This is a genomic window from Paenibacillus qinlingensis (assembly GCF_013204845.1).
Taxonomy (GTDB): domain Bacteria; phylum Bacillota; class Bacilli; order Paenibacillales; family NBRC-103111; genus Paenibacillus_E; species Paenibacillus_E qinlingensis.
This window is the reverse complement of record NZ_JABMKY010000012.1, coordinates 33,025-52,571: the sequence shown is the minus strand read 5'-3', so window position 1 is coordinate 52,571 and position 19,547 is coordinate 33,025. Positions and strand designations below refer to the sequence as shown.

The 19,547-nt window shown below is 46.1% G+C and carries 16 protein-coding genes and 1 riboswitch; of the genes, 12 read left to right on the top strand and 4 right to left on the bottom strand.

Features of this window, described 5'->3' with window-relative positions:
• Window positions 1-58 precede the first annotated feature (58 nt).
• A complete protein-coding gene (locus tag HQN88_RS20785; protein WP_173116099.1) occupies window positions 59-2,350 on the bottom strand; it encodes a response regulator transcription factor in 2,292 nt (763 codons plus the stop codon).
• Between the two features lie 287 nt (window positions 2,351-2,637).
• Here HQN88_RS20785 and HQN88_RS20780 point away from each other — a divergent pair, with 287 nt between their 5' ends.
• From HQN88_RS20780 to HQN88_RS20765, 4 genes are read left to right on the top strand one after another with little or no spacing between them, the layout of a single operon-like run.
• The gene (locus HQN88_RS20780) at window positions 2,638-3,585 is read left to right on the top strand and encodes an ABC transporter permease (RefSeq protein WP_173116097.1); all 948 of its coding nucleotides are present in this window, start codon (window positions 2,638-2,640) and stop codon (window positions 3,583-3,585) included.
• Window positions 3,586-3,599: 14 nt separating this feature from the next.
• Window positions 3,600-4,502 carry a carbohydrate ABC transporter permease gene (locus HQN88_RS20775; protein WP_173116095.1) on the top strand — a complete coding sequence of 301 codons (903 nt, stop codon included), beginning with the start codon at window positions 3,600-3,602 and terminating at the stop codon, window positions 4,500-4,502.
• Between the two features lie 33 nt (window positions 4,503-4,535).
• Window positions 4,536-6,176: a type 2 periplasmic-binding domain-containing protein gene (locus HQN88_RS20770; RefSeq protein ID WP_173116093.1), complete on the top strand. Its 1,641-nt coding sequence runs from the start codon at window positions 4,536-4,538 to the stop codon at window positions 6,174-6,176.
• 22 nt (window positions 6,177-6,198) lie between these two features.
• Complete coding sequence (locus HQN88_RS20765) at window positions 6,199-7,056, top strand: MBL fold metallo-hydrolase (protein ID WP_173116091.1); 858 nt, start codon at window positions 6,199-6,201, stop codon at window positions 7,054-7,056.
• A 43-nt stretch (window positions 7,057-7,099) separates the two neighbouring features.
• Here the strand turns inward: HQN88_RS20765 and HQN88_RS20760 are convergent, their stop codons facing one another.
• Window positions 7,100-8,542 (bottom strand): MFS transporter, encoded by a 1,443-nt coding sequence (locus tag HQN88_RS20760; RefSeq protein WP_246320366.1) that lies wholly within the window; start codon window positions 8,540-8,542, stop codon window positions 7,100-7,102.
• 296 nt (window positions 8,543-8,838) lie between these two features.
• Between HQN88_RS20760 and HQN88_RS20755 the strand changes: the two genes are divergently transcribed.
• From HQN88_RS20755 to HQN88_RS20735, 5 genes are all read left to right on the top strand, one after another.
• A complete protein-coding gene (locus HQN88_RS20755; protein WP_173116089.1) occupies window positions 8,839-9,507 on the top strand; it encodes a hypothetical protein in 669 nt (222 codons plus the stop codon).
• 795 nt (window positions 9,508-10,302) lie between these two features.
• Window positions 10,303-10,453: riboswitch (cyclic di-AMP (ydaO/yuaA leader) on the top strand.
• A gap of 100 nt (window positions 10,454-10,553) precedes the next feature.
• Window positions 10,554-12,389 carry an APC family permease gene (locus HQN88_RS20750; protein ID WP_173116088.1) on the top strand — a complete coding sequence of 612 codons (1,836 nt, stop codon included), beginning with the start codon at window positions 10,554-10,556 and terminating at the stop codon, window positions 12,387-12,389.
• A 45-nt stretch (window positions 12,390-12,434) separates the two neighbouring features.
• Window positions 12,435-12,695 carry a YqkE family protein gene (locus HQN88_RS20745; protein WP_173116086.1) on the top strand — a complete coding sequence of 87 codons (261 nt, stop codon included), beginning with the start codon at window positions 12,435-12,437 and terminating at the stop codon, window positions 12,693-12,695.
• A gap of 11 nt (window positions 12,696-12,706) precedes the next feature.
• Window positions 12,707-13,684: a polysaccharide deacetylase family protein gene (locus HQN88_RS20740; RefSeq protein ID WP_173116084.1), complete on the top strand. Its 978-nt coding sequence runs from the start codon at window positions 12,707-12,709 to the stop codon at window positions 13,682-13,684.
• 109 nt (window positions 13,685-13,793) lie between these two features.
• Window positions 13,794-14,858 (top strand): polysaccharide deacetylase family protein, encoded by a 1,065-nt coding sequence (locus HQN88_RS20735; protein WP_173116082.1) that lies wholly within the window; start codon window positions 13,794-13,796, stop codon window positions 14,856-14,858.
• A gap of 54 nt (window positions 14,859-14,912) precedes the next feature.
• Here HQN88_RS20735 and HQN88_RS20730 read toward each other — a convergent pair whose 3' ends face one another.
• Window positions 14,913-15,128 carry a hypothetical protein gene (locus HQN88_RS20730; RefSeq protein ID WP_173116080.1) on the bottom strand — a complete coding sequence of 72 codons (216 nt, stop codon included), beginning with the start codon at window positions 15,126-15,128 and terminating at the stop codon, window positions 14,913-14,915.
• A gap of 150 nt (window positions 15,129-15,278) precedes the next feature.
• On the opposite strand from HQN88_RS20730, the gene HQN88_RS20725 reads away from it, so the two are divergent.
• On the top strand, window positions 15,279-16,691 hold the full coding sequence (locus tag HQN88_RS20725) for a hypothetical protein (RefSeq protein WP_173116078.1): 1,413 nt from the start codon (window positions 15,279-15,281) through the stop codon (window positions 16,689-16,691).
• A gap of 434 nt (window positions 16,692-17,125) precedes the next feature.
• On the opposite strand, the gene HQN88_RS20720 is transcribed toward HQN88_RS20725, so the two are convergent.
• A complete protein-coding gene (locus HQN88_RS20720) occupies window positions 17,126-17,497 on the bottom strand; it encodes an iron chaperone (RefSeq protein ID WP_173116076.1) in 372 nt (123 codons plus the stop codon).
• Window positions 17,498-17,825: 328 nt separating this feature from the next.
• Here HQN88_RS20720 and HQN88_RS20715 point away from each other — a divergent pair, with 328 nt between their 5' ends.
• Window positions 17,826-18,605 (top strand): sporulation protein, encoded by a 780-nt coding sequence (locus HQN88_RS20715; RefSeq protein ID WP_173116074.1) that lies wholly within the window; start codon window positions 17,826-17,828, stop codon window positions 18,603-18,605.
• 172 nt (window positions 18,606-18,777) lie between these two features.
• Window positions 18,778-19,374, top strand: coding sequence for a TetR/AcrR family transcriptional regulator (locus HQN88_RS20710; protein ID WP_173116072.1), 597 nt, complete (start codon window positions 18,778-18,780; stop codon window positions 19,372-19,374).
• Window positions 19,375-19,547: the final 173 nt, after the last annotated feature.

The following is a 19,547-nucleotide window of genomic DNA, read 5'->3' as shown; positions in this document are numbered from 1 at the left end:
CGTATAACGTAAAATCCCCTTCAAGTATACTTGGAGGGGATTTTCAGTCTTTGTACCACTAACTGTAGCTATTGGATCGATACTGACTCGGAGACACGCCTTCACGTTTGCGAAAAGCTCGCGAAAAATTATTCTCATCCACAAATCCAACCTGCTCAACAATTTCCTTAATGGAAAGATGAGTGGTTTCGAGTAACTCTTTGGCTTTCTCAATACGGATTTTCGAGACATATTGCATCAAAGGAAGACCATTTTTGTTTTTAAAATAGCGTGTGACATAGGATGGTGTTAGGGACAGCTCTTCAGCAACGGTGGAGAGACTGAGATTATAGTCCATATAATGCTGAGAAACGTGCTCTAACATGGATGCATATAAGCGATTATTATTGGCATCTTCGCCTAAGCTGTCTTGTATGCTGCGTGCCGCATCAAGCAGATTGGCGCAAGCCTCAGCAACGGTTTTGGATTGGAATTCGGCTAGGGATTCCAGTTTATATTTGATTGCTTCGCGGTGGGACAGCGGAATATTATTGACGAGTTGGTTCAAGGTAAAAATAATTTGTTGAAACGTTAGGCGGAATGTAGGCGCGTCCTCCAGCCGAGTAAAACGTTCTTCCATCTCATGAATCAATAGTTGCAGATGCTCGGAGCTCTTGGAGCAGACCGCCGCATGGAGAGCTTCAGCAGATTCGGAAATTTGCTGCTTATCCATCGTCGTATTCTCCATTTTTTGCTGAGACCATTCAGTTGGGGTGATGATAGACTGTTTACCGGCAAAAATCCGATACTCCGCAAGTGAAGTGGCCGAACTGAACGATTGATGCAGGTCATTCGTTGGTTGTGGTTCTCCTACCATACAGGACAACGAAAGGGAAAAATGCCTTTGCATGAACGCAATGATCTGCTCAGAAAAAGCGCGACTGCGAGCCTCCCACTGCTCCGCGAATTCGATATTCCACGAAACAATGCCGACAATCCCATTATCAATGGCTAAATCAAGCGCATAATTCGAGCCATGGACGCCCGATAAATTTTCCAACACATTGCAAATGGTATGTTTCATCAGCCACTGCTCGCTAAGCGGCTCTTTGCTCAACTTGGAATTGTAATCATCAAAAATAATGACAAGTACGCTGCTTATTTCTCGTGTACCAAATAGTTTATGAAGCGCAATTCGGTTATCTTGCGTCGTATTGTCAACGTTCAACTTACCCATTAATAAGGCAAGCAGCAACTGGTTTCTCGTCAAAATCTCCTGATTGTGCATCATATGGGACAAATGGTTGCTCTCATCTCTCATCTGCTCAATGTAACGAGTCAACTGGTCTAATTCATCATTATTACCTGCCGCCGGCTTGTCCGATGGCAAGGTAGGGAAACGGTTGGATAGCTCTTGGATCGGTTGATAACTTTTCCGGGCAGAGCTGAAGCAAAGCACAATTCCTAAAGCAAGCGATATGAGAAATATGGTTAGTGAAATCGTGAGCGCAACATCATACTCATGAAAATAGTCACTGCGACGAATGGCGTTCACCACATGAATGTTCTGTTTCGACGACGTTTCCTGCACGAAGAGATAGCCAGGGATTCGCGCTTTCGAATTTTGCGCCGCTGACGTAAGTTCACCCCACGTGAGATCGGAAGATCCTTTTAAATAGAGAAAAGGCATGTTGGATTGGTCAAAAGCAATCAGGGAGCTGCCGCTGTCAATGGTCTGCTGGAAATTACTAACCAACGCCGGATAGTTCAGTTTGTAGATCATAATGCCACTCGAAAAAGGAGTGCTGTCAAGCGGAACTAAGAGCAGCAGCACTTGTTCTTTGCCGTCTGGATGATCTTCATTAGCCAGTGAAGACAGAAGTATGGGTGATTTCAGTTTCTCCAGCTTGCCCTGCAGCATTTCTGGCGAGATTCGGCTATCGGTGACGAGTCGGCTGTAATTCTCAGGCGAATAAATGCCCGTATCGGTGAAAATCGTGTTTTTTAGCGAGCTGTAGGCTGTGTTTCGATAGAACAGGCCAATGGAGTCGAGATCGGCAGACAGAGCCTTTAGCTTTTCAAGTTCATCGGCAATCAAATACGGATATTGTAATGATTCTTGTAATTGATAGGGAAGCAATTTCGTATCCCGTGACAAGGTTAATGTCAATTTTTGCAGGTCCAAAATGCGCGTATCCAGCAGACTGGTCGTATTGGCCATAGATCGTTGAGTATTATCCATTAGTCGATTATAGGTATTTGATAGCGAAATGATATTGGTCACCAAGAATAATAGACCGGTTACGGCTAGAATCAGAAGGTGCCTGAGAAGAAATTTTCGATAGAGCTTGGACTGAATCGCTTTCCGCAAACTGAACACATCCCCTGGTCGAATAGGTCATGATTTCTTACGAGTATATAAATTTTGCGCTATGTTATCAATTCATGGCGGGCAAAAAGCTGAAAATTGACTAGGTATTGAGAAAAATGCAGGGTGCCGTTTAGGGGCTGAAACCATTTTTTGCTGTGAAAAGCCGATTATCAAGCATTGTCGGAGGTTCCAAACTTACGTATACTCGGAGCCATAGGAAACCGATTCAGGCGCCGAATCGATTCTGGATATCCACTTTTCTATCGTTCGACGAAGGAGGCAGCTATATGACTGCGAAGACCAAGGCTGCACATGCACCCTTACCTAGGTCTAACCATAAAAGGTTTGGGCTGCGAAACAATTGGGATTATCTAATTTTTGTCATCCCTGTTGTCCTTTACTTTCTAATTTTTTGCTACGGACCTATGTATGGTGTACAACTCGCATTCAAACGCTTCAACCCCATCCACGGCATCATGGGTAGTCCTTGGATTGGTTTGGATAACTTTGAAAGGCTTTTCAATTCATTCCAATTTTATCGCATTGTGAAGAACACGCTGGTTATTAATCTATTTAAAACGCTGATCAGTTTCCCTATTCCGATCATGCTCGCCCTCATGTTCAATGAGATGAGAAAAGAGCGATTGAAGAAGACGCTGCAGACGATCACTTATGCTCCGTACTTTATTTCGACGGTTGTCTTTGTCGGTATTATTAATTTGTTCCTCGGTGGGGAAAATGGGTACTTGAATCATTTGCTGGGGATGATCGGAATCGATTCGATTCCTTTTTTGACCAATCCTGACTACTTCCCTGGTGTCTATATCGGTTCTGACATCTGGCGGAATAGCGGATGGAATTCTATCATTTTTATCGCGGCGTTAGCGGCTGTAGATCCACAACTGCATGAGTCTGCGCAAATCGATGGGGCTAGTCGGTGGAAGCGGATGATTCATGTGAATCTGCCGTGTATTATGCCGGTCATTGTCATTCAATTTATTCTGCTCATGGGGAAAATGATGACTCTCAGCTACGAACGTATTCTTCTTATGCAAAATAGCTTGAACATGGAAACCTCAGAGGTGATTTCCACTTACGCTTATAAGACGGGTTTGATCAATATGGATTATGGATTCTCAACCGCTGTGGGTCTCTTTAACAATGTCATCAACATCATTTTGCTGCTTGCCGCCAACAAGATTGCCAAACGATATAGCAGCAGCAGTCTGTTCTAAAAGGAGAGGTGAACATGGAGGTCGTTTCCCACAAAATTCGAGAGTCTAACGGAGATCGGATCTTTCTGGCGATTACTTATGTATTTATCGGGATTCTTGTGTTAATTGTGCTTTACCCGCTGATCTATGTCGTTAGTGCCTCATTCAGTGATCCCAAACTGGTGATTGCCGGCAAAATCGGGTTGATCCCGAGCGGATTCAACGTGGAAGCCTATCGACGGGTATTTACGAATACGGAGATATGGATTGGTTATCGAAATACACTGCTTTACACAACCGTAGGAACGTTAGTTAATATTTCATTGACCATGATGGGGGCCTATCCGTTGTCACGCAAAAATTTCCGATGGCGTCGCGGGCTTATGATATTCTTCACCATTACGATGTTTTTCAGCAGCGGTATGATACCGATGTACCTGCTTGTTAAGAATTTGGGACTTTATAATTCGATGTGGGCATTAATATTGCCAACAGCGATCAGTGTATACAATATGATTGTCGCTCGTACATTCTTGGAAACCAACATTGATGAGCAACTCTATGAATCAGCGTACATGGATGGCAGCGGTAATATCAGATCGTTTTTCTCTATTGTACTGCCCCTGAGTGCGCCGATCATGGCTGTTCTTGTGTTATTTTATGCGGTGTATCATTGGAATTCCTATTTCGAGGCCATGATTTATTTGAAGGAGCGTTCGTTGTATCCGCTGCAGCTCTTCCTGCGGGAAATTCTAGTGATGAACCAGTCGGATAACGTGATGATGGATTCGATTGAAATGGATACAAGCAAATTTCTCGTTGCGGAAGGTGTCAAATATGCTGTTATTATCGTATCCAGCGGACCGATTCTTATGTTGTATCCCTTCCTTCAGAAGTATTTCGTTAAAGGGATGATGATTGGTGCTCTTAAAGGTTAATATGATTAATAATCAAGGAGATGACGAACGAATATGAAAAGAAAATTAGTCTTACTGACAGCTGCCATGCTGATAACGTCAATTCCAATACTAAGCGCTTGTAGCGATAAGGATAAAGGTGCAGAGCCTGTTGCAACTGGTGCAGCGAATAAAGAGGCGAATATCAATAAAACAGGTATGCCGATTGCAAAGGAGCCTGTTCAATTGAAAGGTTTGGTCTCCAAATATGAGCTGGTCAAGGATTGGAACGAGCATAAAGGCTTGAAAAATTATGAAGCGAAATCGAACGTCGTCATTAAATGGGATACGGTACCGCAAAACGCTTTTGATGAGCGCAGAAATCTGATGTTTGCCTCCAATGATCTGCCGGACTTTGTTATGCGGGCGAATTTGTCGCCGCAATTGATTACTTCATACGCAGCAGCGGGTCAAATTATCCCGTTGGATCCTTTGATTGAGGCTGGCTATGCACCGAATCTGGCAGCGCTTATGAAAGAAAATGACGGTATCCGCAAATCGATTACCTCGGCTGACGGTCATATTTATTCGCTTCCGAACATTAGTGAAGCAGATGGACGTATTTCTTCCTCGTGGATCAACAAGAAGTGGCTGGACAAGCTTGGACTTCAAATGCCGACAACAACGGACGAGTTTTATAAGGTGTTGAAAGCTTTTAAGGAGCAGGATCCTAACGGGAATGGCAAAGCGGATGAAGTTCCAATCTCAGGGTACAAAGAGGGCAATAAGAACTACGGTGATCAATTTATTAGATCGTTCTATGGCAGCTGGGGATTCGGAGGAAATTCCGGGATCATCGCACCTTTTATGGATGTAGACAATGGGGGCAAAGTTCGGTATATCGCAACGGACAATACCTTTAAAGACATGATTACCTTCTTTAATAAGCTCTGGCAGGAAGGTCTAATCGATAAAGAAATTCTATCGCAGGATATGAAGCAGGAGATCGCGAAAGTTGATGATGAGCGTGTTGGCTATGTAGCGAAGGGAAACAACAATTTGTGGATGGGTAAAAATCGCAATAATTACGTGCAGAACCCGGTCCTAAAAGGCATCGACGGCAAAGTGTATTGGACGGGCATCTCCCCGAAAGTTCGGGATTTAGGCTCATTCGTGATTACGAACAAAAACCCGAATCCCGCTGCAACGCTGCGCTGGGGAGATTATTTCCTGAGCGAAGAAGGAACGGCTCTGGCTCGACTTGGTATTGAAGGTGTTACGTATACCATCGGCAGTGATGGATTTTATAAGCTGAAGGACGAATTTGCGAAAAATCCAAACGGACTCACAGTGGATGAAGCGCTCTCGGAGTATACAATTTTCCAAGGTGGCGGAATCCCTCAGCGCGTGACGCAAAAGGTTGACCAAAGCGCTGCTGTGCTTCCAGAAATGATTGCGAATAAAGATGTCATTCGTCCTAACTTGGTGCCTGACGCAAAATTGATGATTCCTACCTTTACCGAAAAAGAGAATATCGAATTAAGCTCGTACGCAACGGATATCGAAGCTTATGCAGACGAGAATATTGTTAAGTTTATTACTGGCGCTAAACCGCTCAGTGAGTGGGATAAGTATGTAAGCACGCTAAATAAAATGCAACTGGATAAATATTTAGCGATCTATCAAGCAGCCTATGACCGCTGGAATCAGAAGTAATCAGCATGAAGGAGGACTAACGATGAGATTTTACGGCACAAGTGCAGCAGAGGGCATACCGAATCCCTTCTGCTCCTGTTCCGTGTGTAACAACGCACGGGAGGTAGGCGGTGCAGAGATTCGCCGCCGTTCGATGTTCCGAATCAATGAGGGAATGTGTATTGACTTAGGGGCAGATTCTTTTCAACAAGCGATCGAATATGGCGACTTTACCAAGCTTCAGCATGTACTGGTGACGCATACACATGAAGATCATTTCAACTACATGATGATGAATGTTCGAAATATGGCGATTGAACGCTTGAAGGAACCGCTGCATTTTTATTTTACAGATCAAGCCTATGACATCGTCGATTTCTATCGTCAAAACCGGCCGATCATGAAAGGCATGACTTCCGATTTGGAGGCTCGCGGCGTAGTGGCCTTTCATAAGCTGGCGTTTAACGAATCAGTGACTATTGCTGGCATGGAAGTAACGCCGCTTCGCGGGAATCATTTGGGCAATATGGGGGAGAACTGTGCGAATTATCTGATTCAGCAACCGGATGGCCAGAAGATATACTACGGCGTGGATTCTGGCTGGTACTTGCCGGAAACGTTCAAGGAGCTGGAGAATGCTTCATTGGATGTGTTGATTAGTGAATGCACATTTGGATTGACCACCGGCCGCGGCCTTCAACCAAATGGACATTTGGACGCATTTAGCTGTATGGAATTATTCCGCAAACTGTTAGAGCAAGGATCTTTGCATACCAATTCTCGCATTTATCTTACGCATATTAATCACTTTACCTCTACACATGCAGATTTAGTTAGCTGGATTCAAGAGCAACAATTCCCATGCCCGATTACGGTAGCGTGGGATGGCATGGAGATATAATTGAAAACGCGCACCGGTGACATATCGGTGCGCGTTTTTGCTTTTATTCAGCCGCGGTTGCAGCCACAACCGGGCTCTTGGCAGACTCCGTTGCGGCGAGGTCGGGACGCTGCTTTTTTGCATAATTTCTGTATAGGATCGAGCTTCCTATGGTGAGGATCGCAATGACCGCCATCCCCCAGATGAGGTTGTCAAAAGCACGCTCAAGCGGCAGGGCTTTCTGCCAGACCAGTGCGCTCCCTGAGAGAGCCACGGCGAATGCACCGCTGAAAAATTGCAGCAATTGGAACAAGCCCATGCCGGAGCCGATGCGTTCCTTCGGCAATTGCCTGGAGAGCTCATTGGATACAGCGCTAGAAAGTGTTGTGAAGCTTATGCTGACCAAGATGTAGAGTGCAGCAATCCAGTAGTAGGAAAAGCTGGCTGTCAGGGCCAGTAGCACCGTAGAGAGTAACATCAACCATGGTACGTAACGAAGTAGTGCTGTGTTCCCATAACGGTCAATGATACGTCCAACACGATTCGACACTAGCATGGCCAGGAGTGCTCCTGGGAAAAGCAGCAGTCCCGAGGTAAGAGGAGCTAAGCCGAAAACCCGTGCAAGCATCTGTGGTGCAAGGAACAAGAAGCCGAAGCTAATCATGTAAGATGATACGCCGATTGCGCTGAGCGCCATATAAGGTCTGTCGCCAAAGAGTGCAGGCAAGACGAACGGTTGAGAGGCTCGGCGAATCCGCAGAGCGAATAAGGCAATCGCAAGTATGCCCGCTATGAGGGCAACGAGGCTTTTGGAAGTTAGGAAAAGCAGCAACCCTGTCGTCCCAATCCCAAGCAGCACAGCACCGATGAAATCGAACGAGCCGCTTGCTGGTTTTTCTTTTGGAATCAGGATAAGGAAAATAGGAATAAGCAGCAGCGTAACCCCTGTAATGACGAACAGGAAATGCCAACCCAAATACTGAACGATGGATCCGCCAGCGACGGGACCTAATCCCAAGCCAAGTGAAGCCGCGGAAAGGATGAGCGACATGGCTCTGCCTCTACGAGACAAGGGAATGTAGCGGGTGACGAGTACGATACCCAACGATGGAATCGCACCTGCGCCGGATGCTTGAATCAACCGAGTAAACAGCAATAGGCCGAAGCTGTCCGTGAACAGCCCTAGAATGGAGGCGCCTCCGAGCGAGAGCAGGGCAATGACGTACAGCCTGCGAATAGGCACGAAGTCGGACAAACGGCTGTAGGTGATCGATGCAATGGCGAAAATAATCGAATACCCCGTAACAATCCACGACGCCGTTGAGGGACTAAGTTCGAATTGTACGGAAATTTTGGGCAGAGCCAGATTGAACATCATCGTGTTCATGATGACAAGTACAATCGTAAAACAGAGCAACCAAGAGACAGGCGTTTCTCGTAAGCGGCTAGGCATCTCAGGTTGAGCCTGCGTTGTTCCTTGAGCTGATGAGGTTGCGGTATCTGACATTGTACACCTTCCGATCCAAACTATAATATATTTTGTGAGAGTTTATCATGACGGGTAGGGTGTGTCAATGAATTGACCGTAGATTAACTACTAAGGAAAAGGACTATGCCTTCCACGGTTGCTCAGCATCAGGTTATCTCCTAGCACATTTGTTGATGGAAATAAATATAAGTTTTTTTGCGAAGTGTTCGAGAATTTGGTATTGTGAGGATGCAATCATATAAGCGTGAAGCACACGCCGCTAGCTCCTGTTTGTTGGAGTTGGCGGCGTTTTATTTTTTTAGGAGGCGGTAGACGTGTTTGAGAAGGAGTATGAGATCTTTTGGAATGAGCAAGTTCGACAAGCACAAGGTCAGAGACTGGACATGCTGCGCAGGGATTTGACGGGAACGAAGAAACTTTTGGAGGAGGTAGTTTTGCCCGTACTGGGGACGGTTGAAGGTTTGGAACTTGAATTTGAAATGATAAGTTTGTCGGGAGTGAAGATTTATGGGGACGTATGTCATCCCAAACTGAGGATCGTATTCGAGGAAGAAAGCTTTGTTACGCATGCTGAGAAAATTACAAGGGACCGGTTCTCATTCGAAAGGGCACGGGCGCGAAGTGTTGCGATGCTGGGGTACACATATTTCCCGTATAGCCGAGATCAGTTAGAGAAAAAAGCGAGTTTCTGCCAAAGAAACCTGTACGAATGGATTGGCCGTTTCGGCAATGCGCAGGGGGCTGGAATGCTCGAGCTACCAGTGTATGAGCGGGAGGTTCTGAGATTTGCTTTATTATGTAATAAGCCATTTCAATTGAAGGAAGTGAGCCAGTGGTTGCAGCTTAAAAGAGAGGCATGCGGAAAAATTGTACGTAAGTTAGAAGCGAAAGGATTCATTCTACCCATTGGTGGTGGTTTAGCTAGAAGCCATAAGTTCATGTTTACTGAGAAGGCCGTGGCCCTTTTGCATGGTAGAAACTGAGGCGTGAAGTTAGTCGGTGAAACCGACTAACTAGGGCGCAGCAGTGGCAATTGGTGTGAAGTTAGTCGGTGAAACCGACTAACTTTGGTGCAGCAGCGGCAATTGGTGTGAAGTTAGTCGGTGAAACCGACTAACTCGGGCGCAGCAGCGGCAATTGGTGTGAAGTTAGTCGGTGAAACCGACTAACTCGGGTGCAGCAGCGGCAATTGGTGTGAAGTTAGTCGGTGAAACCGACTAACTCGGGCGCAGCAGTGGCAATTGGCGTGAAGTTAGTCGGTGAAACCGACTAACTTGGGTGCAGCAGCGGCAATTGGTGTGAAGTTAGTCGGTGAAACCGACTAACTCGGGCGCAGCAGTGGCAATTGGCGTGAAGTTAGTCGGTGAAACCGACTAACTAGGGCGCAGCAGTGGCAATTGGTGTGAAGTTAGTCGGTGAAACCGACTAACTTGGGTGCAGCAGTGGCAATTGGTGTGAAGTTAGTCGATGAAACCGACTGACTCGGGTGCAGCAGTGGTAAAAGGAACTCAGGCAACCACATCAACGAGGTAGTGCCCTAAAGAAAAAATCCCTTTGATCCAGTGCATAACTCACATGGAAGGTTAACTTTGTGGATTGCAACCAATCTGTTTATTCAAAATACCCCGATTACCTACGAGAATGGAAGATAATCAACGATTCAGGTAATTGTAAGCGAATTATTGATGGAATCGAGAGGTCGGAGAGAGCTTTTTACGTTTTTTCCCTCCTTTACTATGTTGGTAGAAGAGAGTAGTATTCAACACGTACCTGAACAGTTGAATATTTCGCTTAATTTTCTTTTAAGAAAAGCGGGGGAACCACAAGTAACATGGGGTGAATAACGGTACGGATCCTAGTACCTTTTAGGGCAGATTTCTCGCGGCCCGAACCCGGCAGCTAACCTCGTAAGCGATCGTGAGAAAGGAGAACATGTGTCCAAAACACAAGGTCTATCCTTGTGTTTTTTTGCGTCCATTTTCCAAGTGTGATGAGTGAAATTAGCTTTAAATGGAGGAACAACGGCGAAATGACAAGTGATTCATTGAAAAAAATTGTGTTCGGTAAGCCGCTAAAGTCGAGTGAGATTGAGTCGGAGAAAATGCCTGTCTGGAAAGCCCTCCCTATCTTGTCGTCAGATGCCTTATCATCCGTATCGTATGGGACGGAGCAAATTCTGTTAGAGCTCGCGACAGTAGGGGTTGCTGTTTTTGCCTTCTCGTTGCCGATTGCGGTTTCGATTATCGCGTTGATTCTATTGCTCGTGTTGAGCTATAGACAGGTGATCGAAGCGTACCCGATGGGCGGCGGCGCTTACATGGTTACGAAAGAAAATTTAGGCATGGTGTGGGGACGCCTCACGGGTGTATCTCTACTAATTGACTATACCTTAACCGTGGCCGTTTCGATTTCGGCTGGTGTCACAGCGATTACCTCTGCTTTTCCATCAGCTGTCCCCTACATTGTTCCGCTGACCATCTTACTGGTTTGGGTGATGGTCTGGCTGAATTTACGAGGGACTTCCGAATCAGGAACCGTATTCGCGATTCCAACGTATTTTTTCATTCTTTGTATCCTATTGTTAGTGGGTAAGGGGATTTTCGATTTACTGACAGGATCCATGAATACGCATGCGATCGAATTCGCACCAAGCGCATCGACGAACTCATTAACGTTATTCGTACTGCTCAAGGCGTTCTCATCCGGTTGTTCAGCTGTGACGGGGATCGAAGCGATCTCCGATGCCGTACCGCATTTTAGAACGCCTTCTGTCAAAAATGCCAAACGAACACTTCTCTCCTTAGGCGGCCTGCTGGCCATCGTCTTCGGTGGGGTAACGTTGATTGCTTTAGGGTATGGGGTGGCACCGGATCATAACGGTCATACCTCGGTTCTTTCGATGGTGACGGAGCAAGCCTTTGGCCGAGGCGTTATGTATTACGCGACGCAAATCGCGACAATGCTAATCTTGGTACTGGCTGCGAATACAAGCTTCAATGGATTTCCAATCTTGGCGTCGATCATGGCTCAGGATAAAAACTTCCCGCGCATGTTTTCCTTCCGTGGGGATCGGCTTTCGTATCACTATGGCATTATTACGCTAGGCGTTTTAGCCAGCCTGCTGTTGATTGGCTTTAAAGGTAAAACCGATGCACTTATTCCGCTTTATGCGATTGGCGTATTTTTATCTTTTACACTTGCTCAGACGGGTCTGGTTCGTAAATGGCTCAAAGAGCGCGTAGCTGGATGGATCGGGAAGTTGATCATTAACGGCCTGGGCGGTATCGTCTCCCTAGCGGTTCTTATCATTTTCTCCGTTACCAAATTTAGCGAGGGCGCTTGGATTGTCATTATCATTACACCGATTCTCCTCTGGCTCATTACCAAAATCAGTCATCACTACGACGACGTAGCCAAACAGCTGCGGATTGATATCACACAAGACCGTGTGTGTACCAAAGAGCCGGTCATTATCGTACCTGTGGCTGGGATTCACAAAGCGGTAGAGCAAACCCTGAACTATGCCAAATCGCTTTCACCTAACGTTATTGCGTTCTATGTATCTTTCTCGGATGAGGACGAAGAATCGATGCAGGAGAAGTGGCAGATTTGGGATCCAGGTGTTCGACTCGTTGTGTTCAAATCACGTTACAGAACGATCCTGAAGCCGCTGGCTGAATTCATTGATCGCATCGATACGCATGTGTCAGAGAAGCAGTCGATCATGGTTATTCTCCCGCAATTCATGCCGAAAAAATGGTGGCACCGTCTGCTCCATAATCAATCTGCGGCACGGATTCGATCGAAGCTTCAAGCCGATAAGGATATCGTTGTTGCAACAGTACCGTATCATTTACATCAATAGAGGTGTACAATAATAGGGAGAACTTGTAGACGAGGTGACCTTATTATGGTGAAAAAGAAAGCAAAAATGACGCCAACTGCGGCTAGCGTGCAAGATAAACCTGCAACACTGAAGGATCTGCTGCGTCCGGAAATACTGGAAGGGCTCAAAGCCCAGGCTGACGCGATGAAAGCGGAAGAGCAAGCGAAGAAGGACGCAGAGAGAGCTAAGGTAGAAGCGGCTCGCAAAGCGGAAGAGAAGCGTCTTGAGAACGATTTTGCCTATCAGCTGGAGAAAAGTAAATTAGACTGGCGGAAACATAAATGAGGGGGCGCACGATGTGCCTCCTTTTTTTCATGAGTGCGATGTTAGCGCTCGCAGGTTGTGGGGTGGAGCAGCGTGCTGAGGATGTGGAAACGGCGGTTGCAACTGCGTCTGTACCTGCAGGAACTGCAACTCCAACACCTACGCTTGCACCATCAGCCGCACCTCCTGTGAGCAGCCCAACAGCGTCACCTGAACCGACGACATCGTCCTACTCAACCTCAGGCAGTTTAACAAATGAGCCAGCAAAAGAACCTGAGTCAGTCCGAGCTTTCGCGACGGTGGAACAATCATTGATCGCTCGTTATGCATCTGTCGTGCCTACGAAGTGGGGGGAACGTGTCCCCGGTGTGAAAACCCGATTACATACGAAGGACCAAGTGATAGCCCTTACTTTTGATGCCTGCGGCGGGAAGGAAGGCAGCGGTTATGATGAGAAGCTGATCAAGTATTTGATTCAGGAGCAGATTCCAGCAACGTTATTCATCAATGCAAGATGGATGGCTGCGAATCCGTCTATCTTTCGAGCATTGGCATCGAACCCTTTGTTTGAGATCGAAAATCATGGCACCGAGCACCGCCCCTTATCCGTGACAGGCAAGTTAGCCTACGGTATTGCAGGTACGAAGAATATCAAAGAAGTCATTCATGAAATGAAAGACAATGCGGATCAGATAGAGAAGCTGACGGGGAAAAGGCCCCTATTTTTCCGGTCGGGAACGGCATTTTACGATGAGGTCGCGGTATCTGTTGCGCATGATTTAGGATTTGATCTAGCGGGATACTCCGTGCTGGGTGATGCGGGAGCGACTTATAACGCAGAGCAAGTGTACAACGCGATATCAAAGGCCACGAATGGGTCTATCGTCCTCGCACACATGAATCATCCCGAGAAGGATACAGCGGAGGGCGTCATCAAAGCAATACCGCAGCTGCGTAAATTAGGCTTCCGCTTCGTTCAGCTTGCCTCTATGGATTTAACCGGACCGTAAGAGAAAGTAGTGTAATAAATAGTTTACAAGAAAGCGTTTTCATGATACTATCTTCGTAATTTATTATCATCTCAACTACGGGGTTGTTGTCAGCATGAATAGACTGAATTTGCAAAATCCAACGAATTTGGCGTTTACTGTTCTTTTGTTTTCCAGCTTTTTATTTTGCCTTTATTTAGTAATACCTGTAACTTCTCCGAAGTCTTTGGAGCAGACGATTAGTCCAGAACAAGTAAAAAGCGAAGAACAGCGTACGCCCTCTTATGAACAGTTTGCAGAACCAGTTGTCATAAAAGAAGTCAAACAAGAGGTTAAGCCAGTCGTACAACAACTAGAACTCGAAACGCAACAACAACCAGGGCAGCGTCAAGTAAATGCGCTAGCTTTTGATCAAGCAGATTATAGTAAACAAAAGGTTCATTATACGGACAAAGTCATTGTACTGGCCTATCATCACATTGATGAAAAAGAAAACGGGATTACCATTTCCCCCAAGAGATTCAAAAGTCACCTGCAAAGGTTGAAGAAAGAAGATTACAATGTCATCTCGATGGAACATTTTCTTCATTTCATGAAGAGTGAGGCTCAGGTTCCTCAAAATGCGGTTTTAATCACGTTTGACGATGGCTATGAATCGTTCTATACTCACGCGTACCCTGAATTACTTAACTTTGGTTTCCATGCTGCTAAATTTATCGTCGTTGATTCTATAGATCATCCTAAGGCACCACGTTTAACATGGGATCAAATGAGAGAAATGAAACAGAATGGGATGAGTTTTTACTCTCATACGTACGATCATCATGATAAAGTTAAGGCGGGTTCTGGCAATACGCTTATGCCAATGCTTACAAATCCCATTTATTTGGAAAATGAAAAGAGATTAGAAACGGACGATGAATATCGTAAGAGAATTAAGCAAGATTTGTTAAAAGCTGAAAACCGTATTGAGGAAGAGTTAGGACCACAGTATCGTCTACTTGCCTTTCCTTTTGGTTCCTATAATGAAACGGTCATTGGGGTAGGAAAGGAATTAGGAATTGAGCTTTTCTTTACGACCAAAGAAGGGATCAATACCAAAGGAAGTAACGAGATTTATAGAATCCATGCCGGCACGTCGTATATGTCCGAAGATGATTTGATGTGGAGAATGAAGTTGTATCATAAAAAGTAAAACAATGGCAGGGAGCCGCAGTGCAGCGGCTTCTTTTTGTTCATGAACAGAACCCTATCTTTTTTTCATCTCAAAAAACTCACAAGCTGCCCGATCATAATAGGTCAAATCGCTGACGCGCGTTTGTACGACCACGGTCGTATCGCTGAACCGTAGAACAACGGCATTGGAGTCGACGATATGATCATCTTTAAAAATCCGAACTACACCCTGTCGGTCAATAACCTCCTGAAAATCTGCATCCGTATGTAAACGTTGATTCCTTGCCATGAGTGTATGATCCCCTTACCTTGTTAAAATAGTTCTTTTTATTGTACCACAAGGTGACGAAATGCCCGAATTTAGACGAACGCCTACGCCTAGCCGAGCATAGTATGTAGCACCAATTGCTGCTTGGGCTGAGAGGGTGTGTGGTGCAGGATGGATATTCAACTTTTACCGATTCATTGGGTCTATTTAGTGTTCATTGGTTTCATTCTTACGCTTCTTGTTAAACGAAGAGATACGACGATGATTTGTGTGGTGGGTATTTTTACATTAGGGTTGTTAGCAACGGAGACGTTGAGCGGCTCTGTATCAGGTGTGTTTAACAGCTTTATTTATGCAACCAAAGAGTTAATGGGGACGATTATGATTATCTCCATTATCGTGGCGATGAGCCGCGTCTTAATTCGGACGGGGATTAATGAAACGATGGTGGCGCCGCTGACCAAATTTTTGAGAACACCCGCGCTCGCATTCTGGGGTATCGGCATCATTATGATGGTGACTTCCTGGTTTTTTTGGCCTTCACCTGGGGTTGCGCTAATTGGCGCTGTGCTGTTGCCCGTTGCTGTTCGCGTTGGCTTGCCGGCACTCGGCGCCGCGATGGCGATGAACCTCTTCGGACATGGGATTGCGCTATCTGGGGATTACATTATTCAAGGAGCGCCCAAATTGACAGCGGATGCAGCCGGTTTGCCAGTTGCTTCTGTCATGGAAGCGAGTATTCCGCTCGTCATTGTGATGGGACTTGTTACGACGATTACAGCTTTCTGGTTGATGCGGCGTGATATGAAGAACGGCAAATGGCGCAGCGGGCTCGTCGATAGCCGGTTAGAGGAAAGTGGCGGGCTTGTTCCTGTTGACGAAGAGAGCAAAGTGTTGATCGGGGAGCGTTTGAAACGGGGTCTAGCCATTGCAATTCCCGTGTTATTCGCTTTAGATGTCATTGCGATGTTCGTCTTGAATTTGCAAGGCGGTGATGCAACCGCTCTCGTGGGTGGAACAGCGGTGTTTATCTTAATCGCAGTCACATTGATCGCTCACCGAAATGCGGGCGTGGAGAAGATCACTTCCTATTTAATAGAAGGCTTTGTATTCGGCTTCAAAGTCTTCGGTCCCGTCATTCCGATTGCGGCCTTCTTCTATTTAGGTGACTCCGCGATTACGGATCTATTCGGCAAAATACTGCCAGAAGGTTCACACGGTATCGTGAACGACCTAGGCGTGGCACTCGCAGGCGTCGTGCCGCTGAATGGAGCCATTGGTGCCGTGACGCTAACCATCGTCGGCGCCATTACAGGCCTCGATGGCTCCGGCTTCTCGGGTATTTCCTTGGCGGGCTCCATCGCGCAGCTGTTCGCGACCGCCATTGGTTCTGGCGCAGCTGTGCTGACTGCGCTAGGGCAAGTAGCCGCCATCTGGGTCGGCGGAGGGACTTTGATCCCGTGGGCGCTCATTCCGGCCGCAGCGATCTGCGGTGTGAGTCCGTTCGAGCTCGCGCGGCGGAATCTGAAGCCCGTGCTCATCGGCCTAGCCGTGACAACAATCGTGGCGATGTTTTTGGTTTAAGTAGAGGGCGGAGAAGGAACCGCACGACAAGGAAGGGCCTCAAGCCATGTAGGTGGCGGGGGCTTTTTTCCATTTTTAACTCTCTAATTTCGACTCCGACTCCATAGCGAGCCCCAGAGGTCCGTCCCTCAGATCCCGAATCACCCGTACTCCCCGTTCTACACAGCCTCTAAATCACCCAAATCGCGTCGTACATGCAGCTGTGCCGCATGAGAAATGCAATAATACAACCTTTTATATCAAATTAACCATGCTATCTGAAATAGATGCAAAAAGGCAACAATTTCAGCCTTCACTCGGCCGAATAGCATCTTTCGCTCCAAAAGGTTGCCTTTTCGCATCAATTCGTCGTTACTCCATCGTTTGCCCCGAAAAAAGATGCCTATTCGCATCTTTGACCATCTTAGCTGCCACTTAGTAAATATAGAATGGTACTATTTCCGCCAAAAAGTTGAGCAATCAGCCTTATCCGCCACATTAAACGCGATCATTTTCTCGAGTAGTGAATAATCAACCGGACTATTCCACTTGATACGCACCAATTCCTTGGTGTGATCGTAGCCAGCTTGCACAATGTCATCAGCGAACTGAACAATCCCCACCTTTTCAGGGGCAATAGCCAAATGAGGTTTGGCTACGCTAAACCCGATAATGAATGTGCCGTGGTCGGTAAACATAGGCTGATTCCAGGCGATTTTCGGCTCCAAATGGGGGAACTTCTCAGAGACCCAAGTCAAAACTTCTTCCGTTCGATCCCGATGATTCTGATTATCGATACGTCCCAAAAACTCTGCGAAAACTTCCACATGTATCACTCCTCAAATTAAATCATTCACTTTAATGAAACAAAAAAAACCGCAGCACAGGTCGGTGATCGGGAGATTGTGATCCCCCGTGTTATGGATGCTTCACGCGAGCTTGTGTTTGAAGCTTGGACGAAAGAAGAGCACCTGGCAACTATGTCAAAGGAATAGATGTAATTAGGATACCACAAAACGGAATTACAAGCCCCTAAGCATGGTAGTGAAAAAGGAACAATTATCCAGTTGCATCCAATTTTGTCTTCATCATGTGAAACCACTGGGGCCTCAATTCGTATCAGGAGTATATGAATCATAAGGAGGCAATTTACACATGTCTATATACAAACGAATGCTCGCGAGCGTCGGGATCGGCGCGGCCCAAGTTGATCTCATGCTCCATCAAGATACAGTGAATGCCGGGGAAATGATAAGCGGCGTAGTCCGGATTCAAGGGGGGCGCGTCGATCAGCAAATCAGTGTCGTTTATGCCTATGTGATGACGCGGTATCTGAAGGAGCAGAACGATACAAAGATGCAAGTAGAAGCTCCTGTAGCCAAATTCCAGCTTACCGGGGAATTTACTGCCCAGGCAGAGCAGGTCTATGAGTTCCCAGTCTCGTTTCAGCTTCCCAACATGACGCCAGCAACTTTAGGAAGAACACCTGTGTGGATACAAACAGGATTGGATATTAAAGAAGCGATTGATCCGAAGGATCAAGATCAGCTTCAAGTAAGGCCACATCCACATTCTGAGATTGTACTGGAAGCAATCAATGAACTTGGATTCCGACTTCGCGAGGTAACTTGTGAATATGCGCCAGCTATCGGTAGAGAGAACGGCTTGCCTTTCGTTCAAGAATTCGAATTCGTGCCCACCATGCAATTCCGGGGCCAACTGGATGAGTTGGAAATTATTTTCTTCCCGGACGAGGACGGTGTTGACTTGCTGCTGCAGATTGATCGCAAAGCGCGCGGTCTTGCCGGCCTATTTGCCGAAGCGACGGGTACGGATGAAAGGTTTGTGAGGGTACGATTCGAACGTAATCAACTAGATTCAGGAACTAGCCACGTTGCCGATGAACTAGCTGAGTTGATCCGCAGGTACTTATAAGATTTCGTAGTCATCCAATAGTGATAAATGATAAGAAGCCTTTCCCGTTGTGGAGAGGCTTTTTATATTTTTGTCAATTCATATCTTAACTGAACCGTATTCCATTGTTATAATATGACTGGGGCAATAATAGAAGGATTCTTTTTAAATACTGATACAGGAGGCGGCCACTTTGACAAAAAATAAATTTCAGTTGAAAAGAGAAGCTACCTATCAGTTGCTCGTTGAGGCGGGGATGATGTGTTTTTCGGAAAAAGGATATGCGGCAACAACACTCGGAGATATCGTCGCACGAACGGGACATACGAAGGGTGCGTTTTATGGTCATTTTACAAGCAAAGAAATGTTATTCATGCATGTGCTTAATTATCAAATTCAAATAACGGATGGATGGGCTGAAATTCCCAAACAATTTAATCCTAAGGATACTTCTCTTGAGGAAGTTCTTTCAATTACGCTTACACGCCTTGGGCAAATGTTAAAAGGTCTCGACAAGTGGATCGTAGTGTTAATCGATTTCTACCAGCAAACCAAACATGATCCGGAGATTCATAGCATGCTCAAACACAAATATCGCGAGTGGATTGCGGGGATCGAAGCATTAGTAAACACCTTGCAGGTACAGGGCTGGATCGCGCCTGATAAGGATGTCCGTCTGATTGCCATGCAAGTGATTGCATTTAACGAAGGGTATGCCGTCTTCTCGCTTTTATTTGGGGGCACAGACCCGATAGCACATATCAAGGGCTTGGTTAAGTTAATGTCTTGATGCACCATGCTAGTAAGCGTATCCGTCTTCAAATGACAACTATTTCCTTGACGGATTCTTTGCGCTCCTCATATTATATACTATACGGAATATATTCAATTTCAGTTTAGTAAACGATTTCGGTAGTCAGTCCGAGAGTTGCCGCACCGACCGAGCATTTACGAGCGATATTC